Annotated in this window: 18 protein-coding genes; 17 read left to right on the top strand and 1 reads right to left on the bottom strand. The window is 22.6% G+C overall.

Going from position 1 to position 26241, the window contains the following annotated elements:
- Nucleotides 1-38: 38 nt before the first annotated feature.
- The 3 genes from SCANT_RS03500 (at nucleotide 39) to SCANT_RS03490 (ending at nucleotide 3633) form a co-directional block, all read left to right on the top strand.
- Nucleotides 39-527: a SemiSWEET family sugar transporter gene (locus SCANT_RS03500; protein WP_053946344.1), complete on the top strand. Its 489-nt coding sequence runs from the start codon at nucleotides 39-41 to the stop codon at nucleotides 525-527.
- Nucleotides 528-708: 181 nt separating this feature from the next.
- Nucleotides 709-1395 (top strand): lipoprotein, encoded by a 687-nt coding sequence (locus SCANT_RS03495; protein WP_053946343.1) that lies wholly within the window; start codon nucleotides 709-711, stop codon nucleotides 1393-1395.
- Between the two features lie 261 nt (nucleotides 1396-1656).
- Nucleotides 1657-3633 (top strand): lipoprotein, encoded by a 1977-nt coding sequence (locus SCANT_RS03490; RefSeq protein ID WP_053946342.1) that lies wholly within the window; start codon nucleotides 1657-1659, stop codon nucleotides 3631-3633.
- Nucleotides 3634-3681: 48 nt separating this feature from the next.
- Here SCANT_RS03490 and SCANT_RS03485 read toward each other — a convergent pair whose 3' ends face one another.
- Nucleotides 3682-5013: a MutH/Sau3AI family endonuclease gene (locus SCANT_RS03485; protein ID WP_053946341.1), complete on the bottom strand. Its 1332-nt coding sequence runs from the start codon at nucleotides 5011-5013 to the stop codon at nucleotides 3682-3684.
- A gap of 216 nt (nucleotides 5014-5229) precedes the next feature.
- On the opposite strand from SCANT_RS03485, the gene SCANT_RS03480 reads away from it, so the two are divergent.
- From SCANT_RS03480 to SCANT_RS03420, 14 genes are all read left to right on the top strand, one after another.
- A complete protein-coding gene (locus tag SCANT_RS03480) occupies nucleotides 5230-6525 on the top strand; it encodes an alanine--tRNA ligase-related protein (protein ID WP_053946340.1) in 1296 nt (431 codons plus the stop codon).
- A complete protein-coding gene (locus SCANT_RS05525) occupies nucleotides 6467-6676 on the top strand; it encodes a hypothetical protein (RefSeq protein ID WP_053946339.1) in 210 nt (69 codons plus the stop codon). The genes SCANT_RS03480 and SCANT_RS05525 overlap by 59 nt, the downstream gene beginning before the upstream one ends.
- Nucleotides 6677-6939: 263 nt before the next feature.
- A complete protein-coding gene (locus SCANT_RS03470; protein WP_053946338.1) occupies nucleotides 6940-8211 on the top strand; it encodes a DUF2130 domain-containing protein in 1272 nt (423 codons plus the stop codon).
- Nucleotides 8212-8248: 37 nt separating this feature from the next.
- Nucleotides 8249-9100, top strand: a complete 852-nt coding sequence (locus SCANT_RS03465) for a hypothetical protein (RefSeq protein WP_053946337.1) — start codon at nucleotides 8249-8251, stop codon at nucleotides 9098-9100.
- Nucleotides 9093-11486 (top strand): DEAD/DEAH box helicase, encoded by a 2394-nt coding sequence (locus SCANT_RS03460; RefSeq protein ID WP_053946336.1) that lies wholly within the window; start codon nucleotides 9093-9095, stop codon nucleotides 11484-11486. Before SCANT_RS03465 ends, SCANT_RS03460 begins: the two co-directional genes overlap by 8 nt.
- A 410-nt stretch (nucleotides 11487-11896) precedes the next feature.
- Nucleotides 11897-12025 carry a hypothetical protein gene (locus tag SCANT_RS05565; RefSeq protein ID WP_268794784.1) on the top strand — a complete coding sequence of 43 codons (129 nt, stop codon included), beginning with the start codon at nucleotides 11897-11899 and terminating at the stop codon, nucleotides 12023-12025.
- Nucleotides 12026-12052: 27 nt separating this feature from the next.
- Nucleotides 12053-12412, top strand: coding sequence for an HNH endonuclease (locus SCANT_RS03455; RefSeq protein WP_053946335.1), 360 nt, complete (start codon nucleotides 12053-12055; stop codon nucleotides 12410-12412).
- A gap of 149 nt (nucleotides 12413-12561) precedes the next feature.
- Nucleotides 12562-16464 carry a DEAD/DEAH box helicase gene (locus SCANT_RS03450; RefSeq protein WP_053946334.1) on the top strand — a complete coding sequence of 1301 codons (3903 nt, stop codon included), beginning with the start codon at nucleotides 12562-12564 and terminating at the stop codon, nucleotides 16462-16464.
- Nucleotides 16449-18245 carry a hypothetical protein gene (locus tag SCANT_RS03445; RefSeq protein ID WP_053946333.1) on the top strand — a complete coding sequence of 599 codons (1797 nt, stop codon included), beginning with the start codon at nucleotides 16449-16451 and terminating at the stop codon, nucleotides 18243-18245. Before SCANT_RS03450 ends, SCANT_RS03445 begins: the two co-directional genes overlap by 16 nt.
- Before the next feature lie 15 nt (nucleotides 18246-18260).
- The gene (locus SCANT_RS03440) at nucleotides 18261-19286 is read left to right on the top strand and encodes a hypothetical protein (RefSeq protein ID WP_053946332.1); all 1026 of its coding nucleotides are present in this window, start codon (nucleotides 18261-18263) and stop codon (nucleotides 19284-19286) included.
- Between the two features lies 1 nt (nucleotide 19287).
- The gene (locus tag SCANT_RS05460) at nucleotides 19288-21090 is read left to right on the top strand and encodes an AAA family ATPase (RefSeq protein ID WP_053946331.1); all 1803 of its coding nucleotides are present in this window, start codon (nucleotides 19288-19290) and stop codon (nucleotides 21088-21090) included.
- A gap of 64 nt (nucleotides 21091-21154) precedes the next feature.
- Nucleotides 21155-22909, top strand: a complete 1755-nt coding sequence (locus tag SCANT_RS03430) for an AIPR family protein (protein WP_053946330.1) — start codon at nucleotides 21155-21157, stop codon at nucleotides 22907-22909.
- Nucleotides 22910-22963: 54 nt separating this feature from the next.
- On the top strand, nucleotides 22964-24736 hold the full coding sequence (locus SCANT_RS03425) for an ATP-binding protein (protein WP_053946329.1): 1773 nt from the start codon (nucleotides 22964-22966) through the stop codon (nucleotides 24734-24736).
- Nucleotides 24729-26240: a Z1 domain-containing protein gene (locus SCANT_RS03420; RefSeq protein ID WP_053946328.1), complete on the top strand. Its 1512-nt coding sequence runs from the start codon at nucleotides 24729-24731 to the stop codon at nucleotides 26238-26240. The genes SCANT_RS03425 and SCANT_RS03420 overlap by 8 nt, the downstream gene beginning before the upstream one ends.
- Nucleotide 26241 lies beyond the last annotated feature (1 nt).

The following is a 26241-nucleotide window of genomic DNA, read 5'->3' as shown; positions in this document are numbered from 1 at the left end:
TTATTTGTTAATATAAATAAATAAGGGAGATTTTTATTATGCTATTAACATCATCTTCAAAATTGCTTGCAAATGATATATTAGGGTGAATTGGTTTTGCAACAAGTTTTTCAATGTTATTGCCTCAAGTAATAAAGGTGTGCGTAACTAAAAATACAAAAGCACTTTCACCAATTATGTTTTTTCTAACTTTTTTAAATGCATGTATTTGAACTACATATGCTTTTATTAAAGAACCTGTTGACTTACAAGTTGGGTGTGCTAATTTATCAGCGATGGCAGCTTCATTATTTATCTTATGTTTTATAATTTCAAATAAGATAAAAGACAAAGTTACATTAAATCGACTTAAGAAAGATAAAAAATTAAATGAAAATTTAAAAGAAATGTCAGTTATTGAAATAAAAAATGAAAATGAATTACTTAGTGAAGAAATAATTAATATGCAAGAAAAAATTGAAGAACTTCAAGAAAATATTGAAGAGTTAGAAGAACAAGTGGAAGAATTAGAAGAAAAAATGGAATAATATATTTTACATTAATATTCCATTTTTTTTTTTTTTTTTAATAAATACAATTTTTTTTCATTTTAATAAAAATATTTTTATCTTATAAACCAAAAAAATAAGATTATTAAATTGAATTATAATAATAATAACTTGATATGTGTGTGTGGGTACTTTTAAAAAAAGTATGGAGGAATAAAAAATGAAAAAATTATTAGGATTATTAGGAGCAGCTGGTTTAGTTGCTACAACAAGTGCAACAGTAGTTGCATGTGGTGGAGAAAAAGATAAAAGTGAAGATTTATCTTTAGAATTTAAAGAAATTAAAGCACAAACTGCAAAAATTAATATTGGTAAAAAAACTGATAAAGCAGTTGTTAAATCAGAATCAGATGCAAAAGATAAATCAATTTTAGAAGTTTCTACTGGTGAAGTTGCTGAAAATGGTGAAGTAGTAGTTACTGTTACACCAAAAGAAATACCAACAGATAAAGATGTTAATGAAGTTTTAACAATTACTTATGGTGTTGTAACTGAAGGAAAACAAGAAATTTTAACAACAACAAAAATTAAGGTTACTGTTAAAAAAGGTGAAGTAGTAGCACCTGAATTAGTAGAAATAGCAACTCATGTAACTAAAACAACATTAAAAATTAGTGAAGTTAAAGATGCAGCTGCTTATTTAGTTGATGTTAAAAAAGATAATGCGAATTTAGTTGTTGAAGAAGTTACTCCAGAGTTAACAAAAGCTCCTGTAGCTGAAATACCAGGTGATGGAGATGCTGCAACAGTACCAGCTGTTGATGGAGAATTAACAATTAATGTTAATAAAGGTTCAAAAGTTTATAAAGAAGGAAAAATTAAAATTATCTTAAGCTGAACAAAATAATATTAGAAATTAATACTTAGATTTTTAAAAAAGGATTCTTTTAGAGAAACCTTTTTTTTTTTTTTTTGCTTTGTATAGTTCATTATAAGTTTCTTTTAAAAACTAAACATAAAAAAGACATTTTTTCAACAAAATATTTTAATTAAAAATATGTTTAACTTTATGAGTAGTGATTTTTTAAGTAAGTAAATAGGTATAATAGAAATTGACTTGAATGAGTAACAAGGTACTTTTATTAAATAATTAATAAAAGGAGAAAGAATGAAGAAATTATTAGGATTATTAGCAACAGCTGGTTTAGTTACAACAGCAACTACTAGTGTTGTTGCATGTGGTGGAGATAAAGATAAAGAAGAAGAAAAAAATTCTAGTTTAGAATTTTCTAAAATTGAATCAAAAGACATCACAATAAATTTAGGGACTAGAAATGATAAGGCAATTGTTAAATCAGTATCGAATGTGAATGAGAAATCAATTTTAAAAGTTTCTTTTGGTGAAGTAGCTGAAAATGGTGATGTAGTAGTTAGTGTTATACCACTTAAGTTACCAAAAGATAAGGATGTTAAAGAAACTTTAACAATTACATACAATATTGAAAAAGAGGGAAAACAAGAAGTTTTATCATCAAAAAAAATTGATGTTACTGTAAAAAAAGATACTGCGTCAGAAATTAAAGAAGTTTCTACAAAAGAAGTTCAAAATACATTAGATGCAGCAGTAAAAGATAAAGAGTTTGCAAATAAACAACAAGCAATTGATGCACTAAAAGCAGTTGTCCTTGTTGAAGGTTTGGAAATTGATGGAGAACCTGTAGCGAGTGAAAAATTTGAAGAAATAACTATTGATGTTAAAGTGAAAGCAAAAGATGGTTATAAAATTAAAGATGGTGATAAAACTGATTTTTCAGTTAAGGCTACAATTAAAGAAAAAATTGTTGAGGTTTCAACATCTGCTGTTCAAGCAGCTTTAGATGCAACTACAAATGGAAAAGACTTTGAAAATAAGGATGAAGCTATTGCTACAGTTAAAGGTGCTAAATTGACTGAAGGTTTGGAAATTGATGGAGAACCTGTAGCGAGTGAAAAATTTGAAGAAATAACTATTGATGTTAAAGTGAAAGCAAAAGTTGGTTTTGAAATTAAAGATGGTGATAAAACTGATTTTTCAGTTAAGGCTAAAATTAAACAAAAAATTGTTGAGGTTTCAACATCTGCTGTTCAAGCAGCTTTAGATGCAACTACAAGTGGAAAAGACTTTGATGATAAAGATCAAGCTATTGCTGCAGTTAAAGGTGTTAAATTGACTGAAGGTTTAGTAATTGATGGTGAACCTAAAAATAAAGGTGAAACTGGTGAAATAACTATTGATGTTAAAGTAAAAGCAAAAGTTGGTTATAAAATTAAAGATGGTGATAAAACTGATTTTTCAGTTAAGGCTAAAATTAAACAAAAAATTGTTGAGGTTTCAACATCTGCTGTTCAAGCAGCTTTAGATGCAACTACAAGTGGAAAAGACTTTGATGATAAAGATCAAGCTATTGTTGCTGTTAAAGGTGCTGAATTGGCTGAGGGTTTAGTAATTGATGGTGAACCTGTAGCGAGTGAAAAATTTGAAGAAATAACTATTGATGTTAAAGTGAAAGCAAAAGTTGGTTTTGAAATTAAAGATGGTGATAAAACTGATTTTTCAGTTAAGGCTACAATTAAAGAAAAAATTGTTGAGGTTTCAACATCTAGCGTTCAAGATGCTTTAAATTCAACTACACTTGGAAAAAAATTTGATGATAAAGATCAAGCTATTGCTGCAGTTAAAGGTGCTAAATTGACTGAAGGTTTAGTAATTGATGGTGAACCTACAACCAATGATGAAACTGGTGAAATAACTATTGATGTTAAAGTGAAAGCAAAAGTTGGTTTTGAAATTAAAGATGGTGATAAAACTGATTTTTCAGTTAAGGCTACAATTAAAGAAAAAATTGTTGAGGTTTCAACATCTGATGTTCAAGATGCTTTAAATGCAACTACAAGTGAAAGAGAATTTGAAAATAAGGATGAAGCTATTGCTGCAGTTAAAGGTGTTAAATTGACTGAAGGTTTAGTAATTGATGGTGAACCTACAACCAATGATGAAACTGGTGAAATAACTATTGATGTTAAAGTGAAAGCAAAAGATGGTTATAAAATTAAAGATGGCGATAAAATCGAGTTTTCAGTTATTGCTAAAATTAAAGTTGCTTAATTTTAAATAAAAAATATAAATAAAAAAGATTCCTAAAAGGAATCTTTTTTATTTATAAATAACATCTTTATTAATTCAGAATTCATAAGAGGGAATTTTAAATTCCTTATTGTTCACTTTATAGATTGTATTGTTAGCTTTTTTACTTTTTCTTAAATGAATAGCTAAGTTATCTTTAATTTTAGTAAAATTTGGTTCTATTTCTTCTGTTTTACCAATAGCAATAATTCTTTGAATTTCTTTTCTTGCATTGTAAAAAACACTTTGAGCTTTTTTAATATCAGCATCACTTAATCTAAATAACTTAAAATTTAAAACTTGATTATTAGATTTATCAATCATGATTACTATATAAGTTTTTAAGATTATATCTTGATAAAAGGTACTTTCTTCAAATTCATCGTTTAAAATTTCAAATGGGTCCAATTCATAATTAGTTGAAATTTGTTCTTGAAGGTTACTGTTATCTGTTAATTTATGAATTAACTTATAATTTGTTACTTTAATAAAATCATACATTTCTTTATTATTTTCCTTTAAATAATTTTCAAAAGCCATTTGATGTCATTGATTTGCTTTTGATTCTGTATAACTAGAGATATCTGTTCCAATGATACTTTTTAAATATTCTTCAATTTGTTCATTTTTAAAATCAGAAATATCATTTACTTCCTTTTCTTCAAAAATTTCATTTAAATAATCTATTTTTCTAATTTTTTTTGAAATGATTTCTTTTAAGAAATTAATGTTAAATGAATAGTTTCTAAATCTTACTAAAACATTTGAGTAGGGTTGTTTTTTTAAATCAATTCGATTTTGACTTTTGGTAGAAGCAGATAAGATATTTGTAAAACCTTCATTTAAATCCTCAGCTTTACCTTTTTTCACTTTTTCTTGAATAGCAAGTCAATCATTTACAATTAAAAAGAATTCCTTTTGTCGACTAATATCAATAATAAAAGCATCTTTTATTTGATAGTCCAAAAAGTCTTTTTCATAATCATGAATATATGTCATTATTAAAAGTAATTGATTTTTATTAATAAAACGACTTGTTTTAAATGTTTCATTAACAATTTCATCGTAATAAATGTCATTTAAAACCATTCTTTCTTTAACAATTAATTCGCCATATTTGTTATATTTTAGTGCCACTGGTTTTAATTCTAATTGTAGGTCTTCAAAGGTATATTCCATTTTACTCATTAAACCAATATCAAATACGGCTTGTTGAATGACATGTTTCACTTTTTCTTTATTATCAAAGTATCTTATTCGATCTAAGTTATTGCCAGCTAATTCTCTTAATGTTTTGCCAATAGCTTTTTGAGCTATTTCAAAGACTTCTAATAAGTCTTGTTTATATTGTTTATCATCCATGATATTAAAGTTCCTCTTTACTTATTGATTATAAAGTAATTTCTTAGTTAATTGGGCTACAATGAACAATATTTATAGAATATTAATTGATTTAAAGTTCTTTAATAAGCAATTTTTTAACTAATATGTAGGTATTGAAATTTTTAATATTAAAAATTATAATCATTTTATATTAGTTAATTTAAATAGATTTTTAAATTAACTAAAAGGAGAAAAATGTTAAAAAATTTTAAAGGATATGAATTAATAGAAGTTGAAACAAGTGTTAGTGAATTTGTTAATAAAGACAAATTTACATTAATGTATTTGCAAGAAACTGTTTTCTTTCCAGAATCAGCAGGACAAATTAGTGATCAAGGTTTTATTATTTTTAATAATAAAGAATACAAAATTTTAGGTTTAGCAATTAGCGAAGATAAAGTTGTTCATAAAGTAGAGTTAATTAGTGATATCAAAGTAGGTTCACTTGTTAAAGCAAAATTAGATATAACTCACAGACAGTTAGTTAGTCAAAATCATAGTGCAGCGCACTTACTTTTCGATACACTGCGTGAACTTTATCCCACAAGTATTGGTAAAGGCTATTTTAATGATCAAAATGGCTTAAGAATGGATATGTATATTGAGCAAAAAATTTCTTGGTCAAATATTTTTGAATTAAATAATGTTGTTAAACAAAAAATGGCAACAAATGCTAAAAAAGAAGAGTTTATTGTAGATGCAAAAACTGCTAAAAATAAATATAATTTAGCAATTGAATTTAATCAAAAAGAATTAGAAGGTGACTTAAGAATTGTAAAATTTGAAACGGCTTCGATTCAACTTTGTAGTGGAACACATGTTGATTCATTAAAAGAAATTGAAGACTTTTTAATCACAAGTTATGAAAATAAAGGTAGTGGAATTTATCGTTTTTATGCTAAAACAAAAATAGAAGAAATTAACTTAGCATATCAAAATTTTTGTCAATTAGAATATAAGGAAGTTGAACAACTTATTTTAAAATATATCAACCAAAATAAGTATGGCAAAGATGACAATATTGAAATGATGTTAAATGCTTGATTGCATTTAACAAAAAAATATAGTGGTTTAAAAGAAATTAAATGAGAAGATTACATAAAATTTAAGTCACTAGCAACTGATTTAAAAGTTCAAGTTCCTGATTTTTTAATTAAAATTGAATCTAAAAAGAAGGACGAATTATACAAAAAATATAAAGATGCTACTCCAACTTTATCAGGAGATTATAATTTGTTTTCAATTAATGAGTCATTTTTAGAAAATAAGGATTTAAATTTTATAGCGGATTTAATTTTAAAAAATAATGATAATAGTTTTGTTGAGGTGTTTGATTTAGAGTCAAGCATTTATTTATGCAAGTCAAATTCTAAAATCAATGCTTTAGAAAAAATGACAAATCATTCACACTTTGAAATTAAAGGTGGAGGGAATGAAAAAACAGCTCAAGGAAAAATTATTTCTAAAAATTCTAATTCACTTCTTAACTAAATTTCTATATCAAAATCAATCTTTTAAATGACTATATTTAAAAGATTTTTTAATTAATAAGCAAATAATTTATATTTGTCTTACAATTATTGAAATTAAAATGATGAATTTATTGGGAATTTCAATGAATAAAGAAGTAAATAAAAACTAAAGAGTTTGAGAAACTATAAGTTTCATTTTTTATTCTGGAATTTCATAATAACTGGAGGTATTAGATGTTTGGAATATTTATTGTTAAAAATATTAATTAGATAAAACTTAAAAAATATCTACTTTTTTTGTTAATATATAAATGTTGTTTATACAACACAAAAAGAGAGTTAGTTTAAATTATTACTGATAGATAAAAAGTTCTTGATGGATAAATATAACTTTTCCAGCTCCTCTAAAAGAAAGAAAAAGAGGAATTATTAGATGAAAAAACTACTGATAACTTGTTATAAATGTAATCAAGAAATTGATTTAATACAGTTAGGAACAAGAGACAGTGAAAGTATTAATCAATTTAAAAAGCACTTAGAAGAAGAATTAACAAAAACAATTGAAAGTCAAATAACAACAAGATTACATCAAACATATAGTCTTGAATTTGAATCTCAAAAAAAAGATTTAGAACTTGAAAAAGAAAAAGTTGTATCTTCTTTGAAAAATAATATTGATATATTAAATACAAGTATTGAAGCAATTAAATTAAATAATCAAAGAGATTTAAAAGAATTAGAAGCAAATTTAAAAGCTAAATTTTTGGAAGAAAAACAAGTTGAAGTTACTACTTTAATGAATAAAATTCAAAAATTAGAAGCAGAAGCAAGTTCTTTGGACCAATTAAATGAACAAAAACTTCAAAAACAAAAATTAGAATTAGAAAGTAACTTTAATTTACAAAAAGCACAGTGAGAAGCTAAAACAACTCAAGCTTTATTAGAAGTGCAAAAAATTGAAAGTGAAAATAAATTATTATTAAATCAAAAAGAGCTGGAACTTAAAACTAAATATGAAGAAGTTATTTCTTCAAAAGAAAAAGAAATAACTGATTTAAAAGTTGCTAATGCAACAAATAGAATTTTAAATAATAAAACAAAAGGTGAAAACTGAGAAAATGAAGTTGAATTAGAATTAAGAAAATTAGCTTCTTTAACAGGTGATGAAATAAATAAAATTACAAGAACAGGAACAAAAGCTGACTTCTTACAAGTAGTTAGAGAAAAAGAATTAGATCTTGGAAAAATAGTTTTTGAATGTAAAAATGGAGAATGAAAAGATAGTTGAGAACCCAAGTTAACAGAAGACATGGCAAAGGAAGGAGCAAATTATGCAGTTCTTGTAGCAACAAGTACTGGAGAAAAATTCAAAGTACCTTTCTTGGTTTCACAAAAAAATAAAAATATTTTAATTGCTGATCCTGATAGTTTTGTTTTTGTTTCATCAATGGTAAGAAAATTAATTTTGATTGAATCAAATTTAAGAGATAAATCAGATAACAATGAAGCATTTGAAAAATTTAATTCATGAAAACTTAAATCATTTGAAACATTTAAAGGAATCATTCAAAAGTCAATTGAAGCCATTGAAGGAAATGAGAGAACCATTATTAATAAAGTTGAAGATATTAAAAAAAATCGTGAAAAATTATGAAGAAATTGACAGACATTAATGTTGGATTTTTTAGAAGGGTTTAATATATAGCAAATTATTTATAATGCTTATTAAATAGGGGTAAAAAATGAGAGATAAAATATTTCTAATAGAATCGAATGGAAATGATGAAGCAAATTGTATATTAAAAGAACTAGAAGAAAAACTTAAGCAAAGAAAATTTGATTTATTCAATGCGACTAGAAACCCAGCTTTCAATTTAACTTTTCCAAAGGACTTTTTTCAAAGAAATTCTCAATTAAAGTTCGCAATCGGAATTTTTCTTGAATACCTAGCATCTGCATATATATCAGATAAGTATGACTGTTTTGCAATAGGTTGAAGACCAAATAAGCATAGAAAAAATGCTAAATTTGGAATGGATAATATACTCATATCTAGAGAAAAAAATAAAATAATAATTTTAGAATCAAAAAGCTCATATAGTAATTTTAATCAGAGACTAAAGCAAGGCTTTGAGTCTCTATTTATTCAGGAAATTTCAAGTGGAACATTTGCTAATGTTAAAGAACATATAGATTTAGCAATTAACGACTTATGGACAATTCAAAACCTAGAACAAAATTTGCATCAACAATTAAATGAATTATTTTTTGAGCAGTTGAAAAATATATATAGTAAATTTATAGAATTAGATAGTGATGATGAACAAAAAAATGTGATAGTAAAAGATAACAAAAAAATATATTATATTGAAGATTCCTTATATAAAAATTGCTTAAATGTACTTGTATTTTTTTCAAATAAAATAATTGACTGAGAAAATGTAGAAAAATTGGCTCAAAAATACATAAATAATCTTCTAAATCCAGAGTTAGAAATAAATATCATTTCTCCTGTAGATAAAACTATTTATGAAATAGAGGATAATCATTTAAATAATTTTTATCAAAATCTGGAGGCTTTCTTTAATGAATAATATAAGCTTATTGAAAAAAATTTTAGATCTACTAAAGAAAATATATCTTAAAGTTAATTATTGTAAGATAAAATTGAAAAATGATTATATAAATAATTTTTCGGGAATAATAAATTGATTATATTGAATAAATGAATCAAATATTGAAATAAAAAACTATTTGAAGGATATATATAATATTTTAGAGGGACTTACAGATATAAATGAATTACGAAAATTTATGTTCAAATATAAATTGGGTTATAATGATAAAAAAAGTTTAAATGAAATTTCGGATATAGATAAGTTAAATATAACTAATTATATTGACAGAATAAAAAATACAGTTAACATAACTGAAAATAGCCTATTTAATGAATTTCAGAAAAAAGCTTTAAAACAAATGGAGGATAATAATAATTTACTTATATCAGCGCCGACTTCCGTTGGTAAATCAACTTTAATTAGATGATATGCTTTAAACAAATTTAATAATGGTCAAATGATTATTTTTATTGTTCCAACTCTTTCATTAGTAAATGAATATTTTAATAATTTTAATAAAATGGGAATTTCAAGTAATTTAAGTTCAATCTATAAGAGTAATTCGATTAATATATTAACTCAGGAGAGAGCTTTAAATTTAATTTCTAACAACATGTCTCAAATTAATAAAAATACCGTACTTTTATTTGATGAGTTCTATACAACAATGGTTAATCCTTATCAAGAAAGAAGTAATTTTAATTGAAATTTATTAATAATTGCAAAAAAACAAAATATAAAATCCTATTTTTTGTTACCTTATTTAAAAAATTCAGCACAACAAATAGAAGATAGAATTTCGGACTTTAAAGTAAAAGAATTTAATAGTGATAATTCTTTATCAACTCAATTGATATATTTTTATGACAAGAATAAAAATAGAATGTTTTTTAATAAAAATGAGGGAATTAATCTTGAAATTAAAGAGGACTGATGAAAAAAAATACTTGCCTTTAAAAAACAAACTATAGTGTATATCTCTAATAGAGAAATTTATTCTTTAGATACAACAAAAATTCCTATTCATGATTTAAATAATAATTTTAAAAAAAATATTATAAGTAATTATATAAAAGAATTTATAACAGAATTTGAAGATTATAGAATTTTTGATTTCATGAAAAGAAATTGCTTAATTCATAATGGTAATATGGAAGCAACTTTAAGAAGAATGATAGAAAAATGCTTTAGAGAAAGTGATTTTAATTATATTTTTTGTTCTAGTACAATTACTTATGGAGTTAATCTTAATTGCGAACGACTGATAATATTGAATTCTAAAACTGATGGAAATAAGGCGGACTATTTGAATCTGGCCAATTTAGTTGGAAGGGTTGGAAGATTAGGAAGTAAAATTGTTGGTGAGGTATTTACAGATATAAGGAAAGTATTTGATACATTCCTTAATTTCGATCCAGATTCAATTTTTGTTGATAATATTAAGAAAAATGAAAAAGAATTAGAAAATATAATAGAAAAATTAAATTTAAACAAAGAAAGAAATATTGAACATTGAAATCAAGTTGTACTAAATATAAAGTCTAAAAAAAATAATGTAAAATTTAGTAATAAATTATCAGTATCTTTAGATAATGTTGAAAAAAAAATTATTGATCCAGAAGGTAATATTGAAAATAATTTTAAAGAATATAATCTAACTGATTTTGTAAGTCCTATTATTAAAGTTAAGGAATTTAAAAATTTAGTTTTGGATAATTTTGAGTTTTATAAAACTTCTTTAATTAAACTTAAAAATAGTGATATATCTAGAAATGATATATTTAGTTTATTTAAAAAATATTATTTAATAGATAATGATAATAATAATTTTTTAAATAAAATTAGATTAGTATTTGATGATTTTATTTTTAATAAAAGTATTAAAAATGGATATAAAAATTATTTAAGTTTGTTATCTTCATCAAATAAAATAATTTATATTTCAGATAAAAATAAATCAATTGTAACGAATAAGACATCAGATTCAGATGAAGAATTTAATTCAAATAATAAAGTACATATGAGTAAATTTATTGATTTTTATATACAAAATAGAAATAATATTTTGGAAAAATATATAAAGCCTTTTTTTAATAATCTTATATCTATAATTTTTAGTGATACTCCTAATAAAATGGATGAAATAATTTATAATGATGAATTAGAAGATAAAACTAATAATAAAACTACTAAAAAAGAAATATTATTATTACTTACTTCGATGGATTTGAATAGTAATTTTATATCAGAAATATTAAAAAATTTGGATTATGAAATGATAAATTATGATTATAGTATTAAAAATATTATTGATTGCTTAAAAAATGAAAAGTACAAAGAATATCTTAAAATGATTATATAATTTTTAAAAGAATAAAGAAAATATCTTGCTTTTTATTTTTTTGTTGAAAATAGAAATATTGGAAAAAAACCTTATTTCTTTTTATAGAATAAGAAATTATTTTGGAATAAAAAAAGCAATAAAATTATAAAAAAATCAAAATAAGATCTAAAATAGTAATTAATAAGTCAGTTACAAATAATCTTAATTGTAAGGTAGAAGTAAGGACCAAGGCATAGAAATAAATTATTAAGTTAATAAGAAATTTAGATATGGATAAAAAAATAATGAAAATGTTAAATAATGAAAAAAGATAATAGATTTACAATTAAAGAGTTAATTATTAGGTTTTTTTCTATAATTGATATACAGAAAAGAAAACAAAAGGGTTCTGTTAGAATTAATATGGAAATATTATTACAAATAGAATTATGATAAGCGAACTACATTTAATTGCTTTTAAAGAAACTATGAATTTGATGTTTTGAATTGTAGGAAATTATACTATGCAAATAAAGTCATTTTATACATTATTTGGATCTATTTTTATGTCTTTTTAGAATAATATAAAACACAAAAATTTCTTTTTGCATTATAAAGATTCCTTAAAAAGAAATCTTTATAGTGTTCAAACTGCTATTAATGAAGTTCAAATAGATAGTAGTAATAAATATGATGATTTTAAGTATGCGAAAAATCGAGTTGATATTGTTGATAATATTTTAAATAGATATTTTAAAGATAAAAAAAGAAGCTTTACTTATGATGAAAAATTTGAAATTTGAAATAATAATGAGCATATTTGTGCATATTGTAATAAAAGATTAGAAAATATAAGTGATTTTGAACCTGACCACGTAGTATCACACACAAAAGTTGGTAAGACAGAACTTGATAATTCTCAAATTCTATGTATAAAATGTAACAGAATTAAAAGTGGGAAATAAGACCACTTTTTCATTTTAAAATATATATTAAACACTATTATGTGTTATTATAAAAATAGTAGGTCTTTATCTATAAAATTTTTAATTAATCAACTTGAAAAAATTTATTATAAATAATTTTATAAACTTCTAGAGGGAAAAAAGAATTTATGAATTTACAATTTAAAATTTCAGAGAAAGAGTCAAATTATGAAGAACTTAAACTGGAAATAGGTATTAAAGCCTTTAATAAAAATAATGATATTTTATGTAGAGATATTGTTATATCAAAAATCAAAAAAATATTAAATTCTGATATTGAATCAGATGAATTTATCCTTTTAAAGTTTTTTGAATTGTTGAATGAGAAATCATTGAAAGAATTAATGTATTTAAATTTATCAACATTTGATACTAATATTAGTAATGATAAAAATCAAAATTCAACACTTAGAAATCTTCATGCCTTTGAAAGAAAATTAAAGGAATCAAAAGATAAACAAGGTATATTAATATCTGGTTTGGCCTTCATTTTTAAATTTGATGAAAAAACTAAAGAAGAATTTAATTTATTAAAAAACTCAATTGTTATTTACGCAGATTTTTGCTATGAAAAAGACGAAAATAATACAATGCAAGATGTTAATTCTGATATAAAGTTATGATTTGATATAACAAGAGTTGAGTCATTAGACTTCGGCTATGAATATGTTAAGTCTCTTAATATTAAAGTAATAACTAATTTAATTGATAATATTGAGTATGTAGAAGAAAATAAAAATAATATTTTAAAGCTATTTGAAAATAAGGATGATTTTTTTACTCTATTCAAGGATTTATCAAGATCTGATATTTTAACTGGAAGATCTGATGAAGGTTTGAATTTAAGAGGGTGACATGATTTTATTATTGATTTTAGAAAACATTTAAGAGATAAGAAAAAAACCTCTTCACAAGCTAAACTACTTTCTTTAAAAGATTTTACATTAGAAGAAAATAGTTTAGAAAAAGATAATCTAATATTAATGATAGACAGTAAAACAAAAATAGCAGAGGGTAGATATAAAATTATTTCAAGTGAAAGAGATGATATAAAGACAAGTGCTGTAATTAGTTCTTTAAAAAATTTTGATATACAAGATTATATTGATAATAAAATTACTATAATAAATGAAGAAATTTCTAAAAATTTAGAAAAAGTTAAAGTAAATGAAGACAAAATTAAAATACTATTTATTGATAAAAATAAAGTTGAAATAGATTTCGAGAAACTTGAAAAAGATAAGGAAGAGCATATAGAAACTACTAAACTAGCTTCAGATGAACATTTAAAGATAAAAGAAGAAATATTCAATGTTAAAAAAAATATAAAACTTCTGGAAAAAAGCATTGAAAAGACAAGTAAAAATAAAAAAAGTAAATTAAATAATAGTTTAAAAGAAACAGAAACTCTTAAAGAATTGAAGCAAGATTTAGAGGTTTTTAATTCTAAGGAAAAATCCATAAATCTATATATAAAAAAATTAGATAGTAAATTAAATTATATAAAACAAGAGATTAATAAGGTTACAACTGAATTAAATAAAATTAATAACAACTTAAATAAATGAGAAAACTTAAATCAAGAAGCAAATCATTTAATTTTAAGTTTAGAAAAAGATGTGAATAATTTTAATGAACTTAAAAATAGTGTTGAGTTTTCTACATATAATTTTAAAAGTGTAATTTTAAAAACAGACCCAAAAGATGATGAAGAAAAGTTAATAAATTTTAATGAAATTGAATTATCATCATTACTTAAAAAAGATTACAAGGGTAAGCAAATTTGATATTTATCAGATTTTGATTTGGGTTTATTTACAAAAATTAATAGGTATTATTCTGCAATACTTATGTTAGAGAAGGGTATTTATAGAAATCCATATTTAGCAACTTCATTAGAATATCCAGAATGTATCGAACTTAATAAATTGTCTTTGAGTACAGAAAAAGATATTAGTTTGAATTTAAATACTAAACAACGTGAAGCATATGAAATGGCCTTATCATCAAATTCATTAAGTTATTTGCAAGGACCACCAGGTACTGGAAAAACTCAAACAATTGCTGCAATAACTTATAGTATTTCTAAAAAAAATGAAAATACTTTAATTACATCTTTTTCTCATGAAGCAATCAATAATGCTTTTGATAGACTTAGGGAATTTTTTAGAACAGATCCTAATATTATTTTCTATAAAAACACTTATGTGAGAGATAAAGAAGAAGAATTAAGTACCGAGGGTTATGACTATAAACATATGTATCAAAATTTTGTATATGCAATTGATAACTTTGTTTTAAAGGACTTTGATGTTCAAGGAGAAACTGATTTAAAAATATTTTTTGATAATTATAAGTCAAATGAGGAGGAAGTAAGTTTTGTTCCAACGTTTTTATTTGAAATGATTAAAAATCGGGAATATGAAAAATACAAATTTGAAGACTTTAATTGAATTTATTCAAAAAGTATTGCCAAGAATATTGAAGAAGAAATAAGAGAAAGTCTAACGTATGGAATAACAAAAGAGGAAGTTTTAGATAATAAATTTTTATTTCTTAAAAGAAAATATGACAAAGAAATTAAAAATTTTTATTCTCTTGATAATAACATAACAAAATTTATAAAAATGCATGGAGAATTTAAAACCGAAGAAGTTACTTCAATTAATAAAATTATTGAAGTAATACTTAAAAAAATAAATGTTTCTTCCGAAAAAATATATTTAAATAAATTAAAAAATTTGAGTAACAAATTTAAAAGCAAAGTTGATAATAGTCTTAATAAAAAAGAAATTGAGTCATTTGCCTTAAAAGCTTTAAACAATGAATTGATAAATGTTATAGGTATTACTACAACAGGTAAGCAAAGTATTTCATATTTGAATGAAACAAGAAACTTATTTATTGATTATCCAATTAATTTTGAAATAATAGATGAGGTTTCCAAATCAACAACAATTGAAATTTTAAATACAGCCCTTTTAGCAGATAAAGTTATGTTAGCAGGTGATTATAGACAATTACCTCCAAATTTATCAGATATTGATGAGAATACATTAAAGAAATATTTTCAAGCGAAACATAAAAAAGATCCAGATGAAAAAGAAAATGAAAGTGAATTTAAATTATTTAAAACAAAAATTGAAAAATTATTCTTATTTCCTTTATTTAAAAATCATGCACAAAAATTGAAAGGTTTTGGAGATAAAAAAGCTTACAAGTTTTTAAATGTTCAGCATAGATTCAATAAAGAGATTATGGATATTGTTAATTTTGTTTATGATGATGAAGAACAATTACAATTACCAGAAGTTAAAAGAAAAGATTTAATTGTAAAGTTGAATTATGACAAAACTTATATGAATGCTGTAAATATTATTGACACTTCTTTTATAAGTTCAAAGTTTGTTGAATATGTTAGAGATAACTCTAAATGGAGTAATGAAATAAGAATTTATCCTGAGCAAGTATCATTTGACCAAAAAATATCTCTATTTAATAATAGAATGCTTGGTTCAGCTTTTAATGAATACAATGCATATTGTATTGTGGAATTAATTAAAAAAATTAAACAAGACTCTTCTATTAAAGCAAATCAAATTGGAATTATTTCAGTAACAAAATCACAAAAAGTTATTATTAGAGATATGTTAAGAGAACATATTAACGATAGAAAATATTTAAATCAAATAAAAATTGATACAGTTGATAATTTTCAAGGAAGAGAAAAAGATATTATTATTCTAGACCTTGTAAGAGGAAAACAATCTTTTAATGAAGAAAGAATGTTTAAAGAATTTAAATCTAGAAATATTGATTTCTATAAATCAATTGAAAGACTTAATGTAGCTGTATCAAGAGCAAGACATAAATTAATTATAGTAGGAGCAGTTCAAGAATATTTTAGAAGCGAAGTAAAGCCATTAATTGATAATGAATATGGTGAACAAATTCCATTAGATATTTTCAATTTATGATTTGAAAAAGTAGAAAACAATGAAGGGGTAATTAGAATATGAGAAATACAATAAAAATAAATGCTAATATACCTTACTTTTTACAAGAAATAGAAATTAATATTGCTTCTTTAAAGGAACTAAATGAATTTAACTCTCGTTTTTGTTTACTTTTAGCTTATAAAAATGAGTTAGAAGATTTACCACCAATTATAGATTTAAAGGAATTCTTGAAAAAATATTTTAATTTAGATTTTAAAATGTTTATTTTTATTGAAGATTCCTTCAAGGAATTATTCAAATCAAAAACAATTACCTTTAAATTTAATGATTATGAAAAAATTGATAGTATTTGAAAAATTAATTTTAACGAACTTATTCTAAATAAAAAAATTAAAGAGAAAATTAAGAATGAAGAGTATTTTTCCTTAACTGAAAATTTCCAAAAGAAAAAGAAAATATTTTTAAGTGAAGTTCTAAAAAATAAGATTCCTAAAGAAATTGAATCTAAAATGAATTACAAAAAAATTGAAAGCAATAATCAGAAAATAGATTTTCAAATTCAAAATTATTTGGATTCAAATTATTATGAGACACTTGGAGAATCTAATATTAAAATAGATCATTTATCTCAAGAAATTCAATCAATAAATTTGGTAGATAATTATTTAACATATATTGAAAAAGAGCACGAATTTATTATAGATGAAGATAAAAATTTATTACCTAAAAATAGAAGAGCAGAAAAATTAATTGAGCATATTAAACTGGGGTTGATAGAAGAAAATTATTTAAAGGATATTATTTTTGAAAAATATAATATTACTTTGAAAAAAAATAATTTTAAAGAGAAACTTAAATCGGAAATAATTTATCCAGACTTTGAAGATTATAATATTTACTTAGATAATATTTTGAAAGAAGAAGTTGGTATTGAAGGCGAAATTTGTATTTATAATAATAATATATATTTAGTAAATATCTATAATGATAAATTAAAAATTCATGATTTAAATCAAACTCTGCTTTTAAATAGATTTTCGCTTCAAAAAATTGAAAATAAATATCTCGACTTTATAAATTTGGAAAATGTAGTTAATAAGAACCTTATTGAAATTCTATTAAAGGATTTGGAAAATAAAAATAATTATGATAGTATTCAAATTAATTTTATTAAGGCAAATATTAAATCAATTTCTATTACTGAAATATGATTTGAAAAATTTGTTAAACATATTTTAAATAGTGATGAACTTAGAGAGTTAATAAAATATAGCTCGTTAGATTTAAGTAAGAATATGATAAATTTACTTGTTGAATATTCCGATTTTTCATACGAGGAACTATATCTAAATAATAAATGAGAATATAAAGAAAAAGAAATTTTTACAAATTGAAAAAAAGAAGTGAATTTTTGAAAAATAATAAAAATGAAAAATCAATTTGATGTTTCAACAAAAGAAAATTTAACTTTAGAGGGTCTAAAATTTTTGAAGAACAAAATAGAATTAACTGATATATCTCCAATTAAGGATTTGAGAGTTGATAATTTTTATAAGGAACTTAATAAACAAATAGAAATTAAAGAAACTCCTACCGAAGATAAAATCACAGTTAGAATAATTAATTTGCGAAAAAAACTTGAACAAAAAGTTGGTGTTACAAAGAAAAAAACATTTTCAAAAGTTTTAAGTGCAAATTATGAAGAAGATGGTGCTTATTCTTTTTATAAAGATAGTTATAAATTTTTATCAGAGTTTGTCCATGGTAGAGCAATATTACCTAATGATGAAAATTTGGAAAAATTAGGTTATATTGAAAAGACATTAGATATTGTAAATTTGAAAAAGAAATAATGAGGAAAATATTTTATGAGTCATAATGCTTCAATAACATTTGATATATGTAATAAAGATGAGTTATTAGCTTTAACACAAGTTGAAAAAGAAATAAAAGAATTAGAAAATTTTTCAATTAAAAATAATTTTAGTGATATTTTTAATGAGGAAATTAAAAATATTTATTCTCAATTAGAAGAGTCAAAATCTTTGATTGAACAAATTGGTGGATCACATACCATTAGTGGAGATTACGATATTATAAATGCTACAAAGAATAAACAAATTGAAAAATATTACTTACAGTTGGACAATATTATAAAGAAAATTCAAAATATAAAATATACTTTAAATTTAGAAGGTGAATTAATTAGAACAATTAATTTTGAAAAAAATAAAATTGGAGAACTAATTAGCCAAAATGGGTTTATTGCAAATCAAGCTTTAAAAAATTTGTTTAGTAATAATCTAGAAGTAAATTTTAATAGTATTAATCAGGAAATAGAAAACATTAGATTTAAAGAGTCTAATGATAAGACTATAAAAATTTATAAAGATAAATTAAAAGATGAATTAAATAATTTAAATATTGCAAAGGAATTCAAAACTAAATTATATTCTGATTTGTCAAAATTAGAAACTAACATTGAAGTTATGGACTTTTCTGCTCTAATGAAGTCAATAGAAACTAATATTTTAAAAACAAATATGCTAGTAAAAGATGTTGAAGATGAATTAAAAAAAATTAACTTCAAAACTTTTTCAAAAAAATATATTATTCTTAATAGTTCAACTCCTGAAGTAGGAGACCAATTTGTAATATCTTTAAAAGTAGTTAATAATAAGAATAATAATATAATAGTTAATTTTGGATTAAATGGAACTATGGAATACAAAATGGGTAACTATGCAGATCATCTATGTGATGCAGATGCAGAAAAATTTATCAAAGGATTACAATCAAAACAAAGATTTATTGTTAGTCAAAAAATTACAAGAACTTCTACTACAACAAGACCAATTCAGAGAGTTAGAAAAATGAAAGTAAAGGAAAAATAAAATGAAAAAATCTATTGAGCAATTGAAAGTTAAGTTACAACAAAAAAATTTACTTTTAGTTGGTGGAAATGTTTATGATACTTTTTTAGAAAATAATCAGGATTCTAAAAAGCAATTTTGCAATTTGGATAATAAAATTGTTAATATTGCAAAAGAAATTGGGTATAAAGATGTTATTAAGTTTTCTCCCTCAAAAGGAAAAATATTTCTATTAGGAGAGCAAGACATATTAGATGATGAAAATGATTTTGAAGATTTTGAAACTAATAGTATTAAGCAAATTTTAGAAGAGTTTATTAATGATTTAAAAAATGAAATTCAAGATAAAGATATAAGCAGAAAAATATATATAATTGACTTTTCAGATACTTTATTAAATCAAGAGAGCATTAAAGATTTAGTAGAACAAGCAGCTATTTTGTTGTCAACAATTCTTGAAGATGATGTAAAAAATCAATATGACATTATTAATTTGAATAAGCTAAGTAAAGTAATTTTTATTAGTAGAGATACTGGAAATATTGCAAATGATTTTAGTTCAAAAAATATAGAATTTGCTTCAGTAAATATTAATAAGCCAAATAAAAATGAAAGAGCAGAGATTTTCAATAGATTTTATCGCTCATTTAATGTTATTGATAGAGAAAAACTTAATTTAGATTCAAAAGAACGTATTGAGGCAGTGGCTTTAACTGAAGGTTTTGCTGTTAAAGAAATTATGCAATTGGCTAGAATTCAAACAGAAGATGATAACTACACTTTTAAGGAGTTATTTTCATTGGCCCAGTTTAATAAGAGAGATTCAGAATGAGAAAAAATGGATTTAAATCAATTAAACAATGCAGACAATATTCTAAATGAGGTAGTTAAAGGCCAAGAATTTGCTATTGCTAATGTAAAACAAACCTTAATAAATGCAAGTTTAGGACTTAATGGAATTATGCACTCTGAAAAGTTAATAAAACCTAAAGGAATTTTATTTTTCTCAGGTCCAACTGGAACTGGAAAAACTGAGTTAGCAAAGCAAATTGCAAAATTAGTTTTTGGAGATGAAAATAAATTAATTAGATTTGATATGAGTGAGTATAATCATGAAGAATCTGATCAAAGGCTTATTGGAGCGCCTCCTGGTTATATAGGTTATGATTCTGGGGGAGAATTAACAAATGCAGTTAAAGAAAATCCTTTTTCAGTATTATTATTTGATGAAGTAGAAAAAGCTCATGGCAGAATATTGGATAAGTTTTTGCAAATTCTTGAAGATGGCCGACTTACTTCATCAAAAAATGAGTTAATTGATTTTTCTGAGACATTTATCATTTTTACTTCTAATATTGGAGTAGTTGGAAATAATCCGAAAGGTAATCAAGATGAAATAAGAAAAAATTTTATTAGAGCTGTAGAAAATCATTTTGTAAATGTTTTAAAAAGACCAGAATTACTAAACAGAATTGGAAAGAAAAATATAATACCTTTTAATTACATTACAAATAGAGTTATTTTTAAAGAAATAATAGAAAGTAAACTTACTAAACTAGTCAGTGCTTTAAATAAAAAACACAATGTTAAAATTTCATATACTCAAGATGAATTAGAGAACTTAGTAGATCTAATAATGCAAGAAAACGCCATTGAGGAAATGGGTGGTAGAGGTATTATAAACTCTTTATCAGAAAAAGTAATAAATTCATTATCAATATTTATTTTTGAAATGAAATTAAAAAATCAATTAGGTATGGAAAATATTACTCATGTAAAAATGAAAGTAATAGCAAATAAGGAAAAAGTTATATTTGAATTATAATTTTTTGTAGACAAAAAATTAAATATGTGAAGAATGTATTATTTAAAATAAAGGGGTATCAAATATGGAAATACTAGATAAATTTTTTTCTTTATGTAATAAGAAAAAATTTAATAATGAATATGATAAAGGAATCTATCAAGGAAAATTATTTGAGAAATTTGTTTCTTCTATTATTTCGGGCAATAGTCTAGAAAATGTAGATGAATATCTAATTGATGAAAATAATGCAGAAATAAAAGGTATGGATTTATGCTATTTTTCAAATGAAACATTATATTTAATTCAAGCAAAGGCAAGAAAAAATATTAAATCACAAGATTATGCTAAATCTAAACTTGCAAGTGAACAAATTGAAAATTGTTTAAAGGATGATAGTCTTAGTAGCAAAGAAAAAAATAAAAAAACTGGAATAAAAATAGAAATTATAGAAAAATTAGCCAAAGTGAATTTTATTTTTACTGTAAGGTTTATTTTTGTATATACTAAAACTGAGCAAGAATTAAATTTTAAGAATTGAAATATTCCTGGAAATGCTAAAGATGAGTGCATGTCAATTGAATATTTTTTAAAATTTGTTTTAAAAAATATTCATAATGGAAAAAGAATTAATAAGGGAATAAAACATGTATTTAATATTGATGAAAAAAATAATTTGATAAAACATCGCAACTATAATAATGACGAGGGAGTAATTTTAAAAGTTAAATTAAATGAATTAATAGGACTAATAGTTAAAGAAGAAGAAAATGGAAATAAAATTGACTCATTATTTGAAGGTAATGTTAGAGAAGAAGTTAAAAAAACAAATATTTCCAAGGAAATAATAGATAGTTTAGAAAATGAGAAAGAAAATTTCTTCCTATTAAACAATGGAATCACTATGATAGTTAGCAATTTAAAATATGATGAAAAAATAATTGATAAAGTAATTTTTAAAGACCCAAATATAATAAATGGACAACAAACAATGAGAACTCTTTACAATCACTATTTATCAAATAAAAAAATAAATTCTAATGATTATGATGAAACTTATGTTTTGGTTAGAATATATAAATTAGTATCTGAAAATTTAATGACAAAATTACCATTTTCTACAAATAATCAAAATAAGATTGAAATTAAGGATTTATTAAGTTTAGAGAAATATCAATTAAATATTAAAAGTATACTAATTGATCAAAATATATATTATGAAATAAAAAATGGAAATTCAATTGCAAATTCTTTAGGAAGGTACTTTAAAAATAGAATATCCGCTGGAGAATTATTAAAGCTCTTTACAATATGTTTTGATAATTTAGTTTCCATAAAAAATAAAATTGGTAAAATGAATAATCAAATATATAATGATATTTCTTCTTCTTATATAGATATAAAAAGTCCATTCTATAATACAGAAAGTATAATTAGAGCTTTTACAAAAAGTAAAAATAATGAGTACTCACAAAAAATTTTAAAAATGTTGAATATTTATTTTTTATTTAAGTCAAAAATTAAAAAAAACTTAAAGTTACTAAAGTTCAATTCGTCTCGAGATTTAATTTTTTATACTTTATTTAATTTTTTTCAGAATGAAAATGATATAGAAAAAGAATTTGACATTGTATTGCAGGAAGCGTTAGATACTCTTAATAAATATTTTGAATATTTGATTAAAGAAAAAAATATAACTGAAGCAAATTTATTTAAAAAAGAATCATTTAATGATCTTAAGGAAATTATAAAAAGAATAAGTCTACTTTCTTCTTTAAAAGAAAAAAAAATAATGTTAAAAAAGGAACTTTTAAATATTATAAACTTTAATTTTGATTAGATTAAAGTTTATAATATTATGATAGAATAATATTATTTATTAAGGGGTATTAAAATGAAAAGGAAAAAAAATTTATTAGTCACTACAGATATGTTAAGAGAAGATGGACTTGTTTCAAAACCTTATACCATGATTAGCGAATTTATTGATAATTCTATTTCTTCTTGAATAGGTTTAAATGGTCATAACAAATTAAATGAATTAGCAATTGAAATAACTTTTGATTACCATTTAGAAGATAACTTTCAAATATCAATAATTGATAATGCATATGGAATGAATGTTGAAAATCTTGAAAACTCACTAGAATTTGCAAATACGGATAAAAAATTTAAAAAGAGTAATTTAAATAGGTATGGTGTTGGTATGAAAGTTGCTACATTCTGATCAGGTAATAAATTAGAAATATGAACGAAAACAGAAAATAAAGAAGAAAATTTTGTTTATATTGATCTAGAAGAATTAGATCAATATAATAATAAAATTGTGGAATATGAAGTAGAAAAAAAACCTGCTGAAATAAGATTTAACTATGAATTGAATGATAAATTTTATAGAAATAGAGGAACTAAAATTAAAATTTCAAGAGGAAATTTTAGTAGATATGACTTACTAAAGAAGAGCAATTTTATTCATTTTTGTAATGTTATCAGTTTCAAATTTAATAAATTTATAGAAATGGGAGTTAATATTTCTATTGGAATAATAAATGAGAAAGGTAAAGATGAATATTTGACATTAGAATCTTTTACTCCAAAAAGTGAAAATATAAGCACATGAATAAATGATGTAGTTAAAAATTCAAACAAAATAAAAACCGAAAACAAAAATGAAATAATAGAAAAATTTAAAATTGATTTTCTAAAAGCATTAGAGAATTATAATCTGAATGAAGAAATAATTTTTGATATAAAAGAAAAAATAAAATTTGAAAAAAAATTAAAGTGAGAATGTAATATTTATCTTGGAAAAGATGAAAATGAGGATTATTTTCTTCCTATAAAAATAGGAATATTAAGAAATGCAAAGGAAATAAAAAGTGAATTTAAATTCAATTATGTATCATATACAGGTTTTACAGTGTATGAATCTAAAAGAGCAATAATGTGTGGTCCAAATGATTTTGATGATTCACAAGGCTCTAAAAATTATATAGCGGGTCTAAGAACAAATTATGGGGGAAAGGGAATTGAGTATAGAATTTTTGGTGAATTTGAAATTGATGATTTAATTTTGAGAAATTATGTATCTATATCAGATCAAAAATTTGGTTTTGAATGAAAAAATAAAAAATTTGAAGAAAAATTTTTAAATTTTATTAATGAATGAAAAGAAAAATATGCTCCTATTTTGAATACTTTAACTAGTATGCAATCAAATTACTCTGAACCAGAAAAATGAACTTTATCCAAGCAAGCTCAAGCAACTTTAAAAAATACCTATAATAATAGTTTAAATTTTTATAATGATGAATCAATGGAAGAAACAGTAGTAAGAAGCGGAGGAACTGAGTTTTTTTATATTTATAGAAATCCAAAAACTGGTATATCAGGAAAAATAAAAATTATTCATATAGAAAGTAATTATGTATCTGAAAATTTTTATACTTTAAGTAAAAAGGAAAGCAATAATTATGAAATTATATTAAATATTTTGCATCCTATTTGAAAACCCTTGGTATCAGGTCCAAAAATAACAAAGACAAGTTTTATTTCAAGTTTGCATAGATTATCTTTTATTTTAGCTTGCTTAAATGATATTAGCAATGGGTCAGCTAATATTATAAACGAAATAGCTAATTCTTCATTTATTCAACAAAATGTCTAATATAATAGAGGGGTTTTACTCATTTTTTGATGATAATAAAAATGAGGAAAATAGAGAAAGTGGACCTTTATTTTCTATTTTTTTAAATGACTTGAAATTGAAACAGGATTTATATGGAAAAACATATTATGAGTTAATATATAAAAATATAAAAAATATTTTCCTTTGTCTTAAGAATATTAAAAATAATATTCTTGTTATAGGTGAGGTACAATCAGGTAAAACAAATAATATTATTGGTATAACTATGAATGCATTGGATAATGATTATGATTGTGTAATTATTTTTGGAGGATCAACTAATCTTTTATTAAAGCAAACTTTAAAAAGAATAAAAGACACATTAAATAACAATTTATGTGATATTTTGCTATATGATATAAATAAAAATAAATCTTCTTTATTTTCTCTAAAAAAAGATAAAACTAAAATTATAATTAATGTTATTAAAAACAAAACGCAAATGCAAAAAATAAGTGCTGAATTGAACACAATTTCAAAGAATTTTAAAGTTTTAATAATAGATGATGAGTGTGATTACGGTTCTTTAAATAATGGAAGTTCAAAAAATTCTGCAATATATAATGAAATTGTAAAAATCAAAAATGCAAATAATACTAAATATATTGGAATAACAGCTACACCGTATGCTAATTTAACAAATTCTAAATCTAATGAAATTTATCCAGAAGCTATTGTTAAATTAATTATTGAAAAAAATTATACTGGAATAGATTTTTTTAATAATAAAAAATATTTTGAAATATCTCAGCTAAATAAAAAGGATGATAATTTTAGTCTAGATTTATTATTGAAAAAATTTCTAATATTTTATATATTGCTATCATCATTTGTTAAGAAATATACAAAGTTAAATGTTTCTTCTATAATAAATGTAGATATAGATGCAAAGAAGCATTTTATTTTGAAAGATAAATTATTTGATATTCATGCAGTTTTTTTAAGGGATTTAAAAAATAATAATGTGATTGATTATTTTGAGGAAGTTAAAAAAAATTTAAATAAAATTGCTTACTTTGATAATTATGACATAGAGAAATATCATAATAGTATAGAAGTAAAAGTTTTAAATAATAAAACTAAAAATGAAGAAATAAATAACAATCAAAATTGTATATATATCGGTGGTAATTTGGTATCAAGAGGACTAACTTTTGAAAATTTAATTTGTGAGCTTATGCTAAACATTAGAGAACACAAACAGCCTATTGACATTCTTCTACAAAGAGCTAGATGATTTGGATATAGGAATAAAAAAATTAATATCAATGAGGAATTAGAAATTTACTTCTCAGATTTAATGAAAATTTTTATATCTCAAAATATAAAAGAGTGCTTTTCTGAGGCAAAAAAAATCAATAATTTTTTATATAATGAATTATTGATTGATATAATTACATATGATGTAAAAAAAATTAAAGAGAAGCTAGTAGATATTAAAACGGAATTGAAATTTGTTAAATACTCGGATAAGGATAAATAAT

This window comes from Spiroplasma cantharicola (assembly GCF_001281045.1).
Lineage (GTDB): Bacteria > Bacillota_I > Bacilli_A > Mycoplasmatales > Mycoplasmataceae > Spiroplasma_A > Spiroplasma_A cantharicola.
Note: the sequence above shows the minus strand (reverse complement) of the source record. Positions and strands in the feature narration are given on the sequence as shown.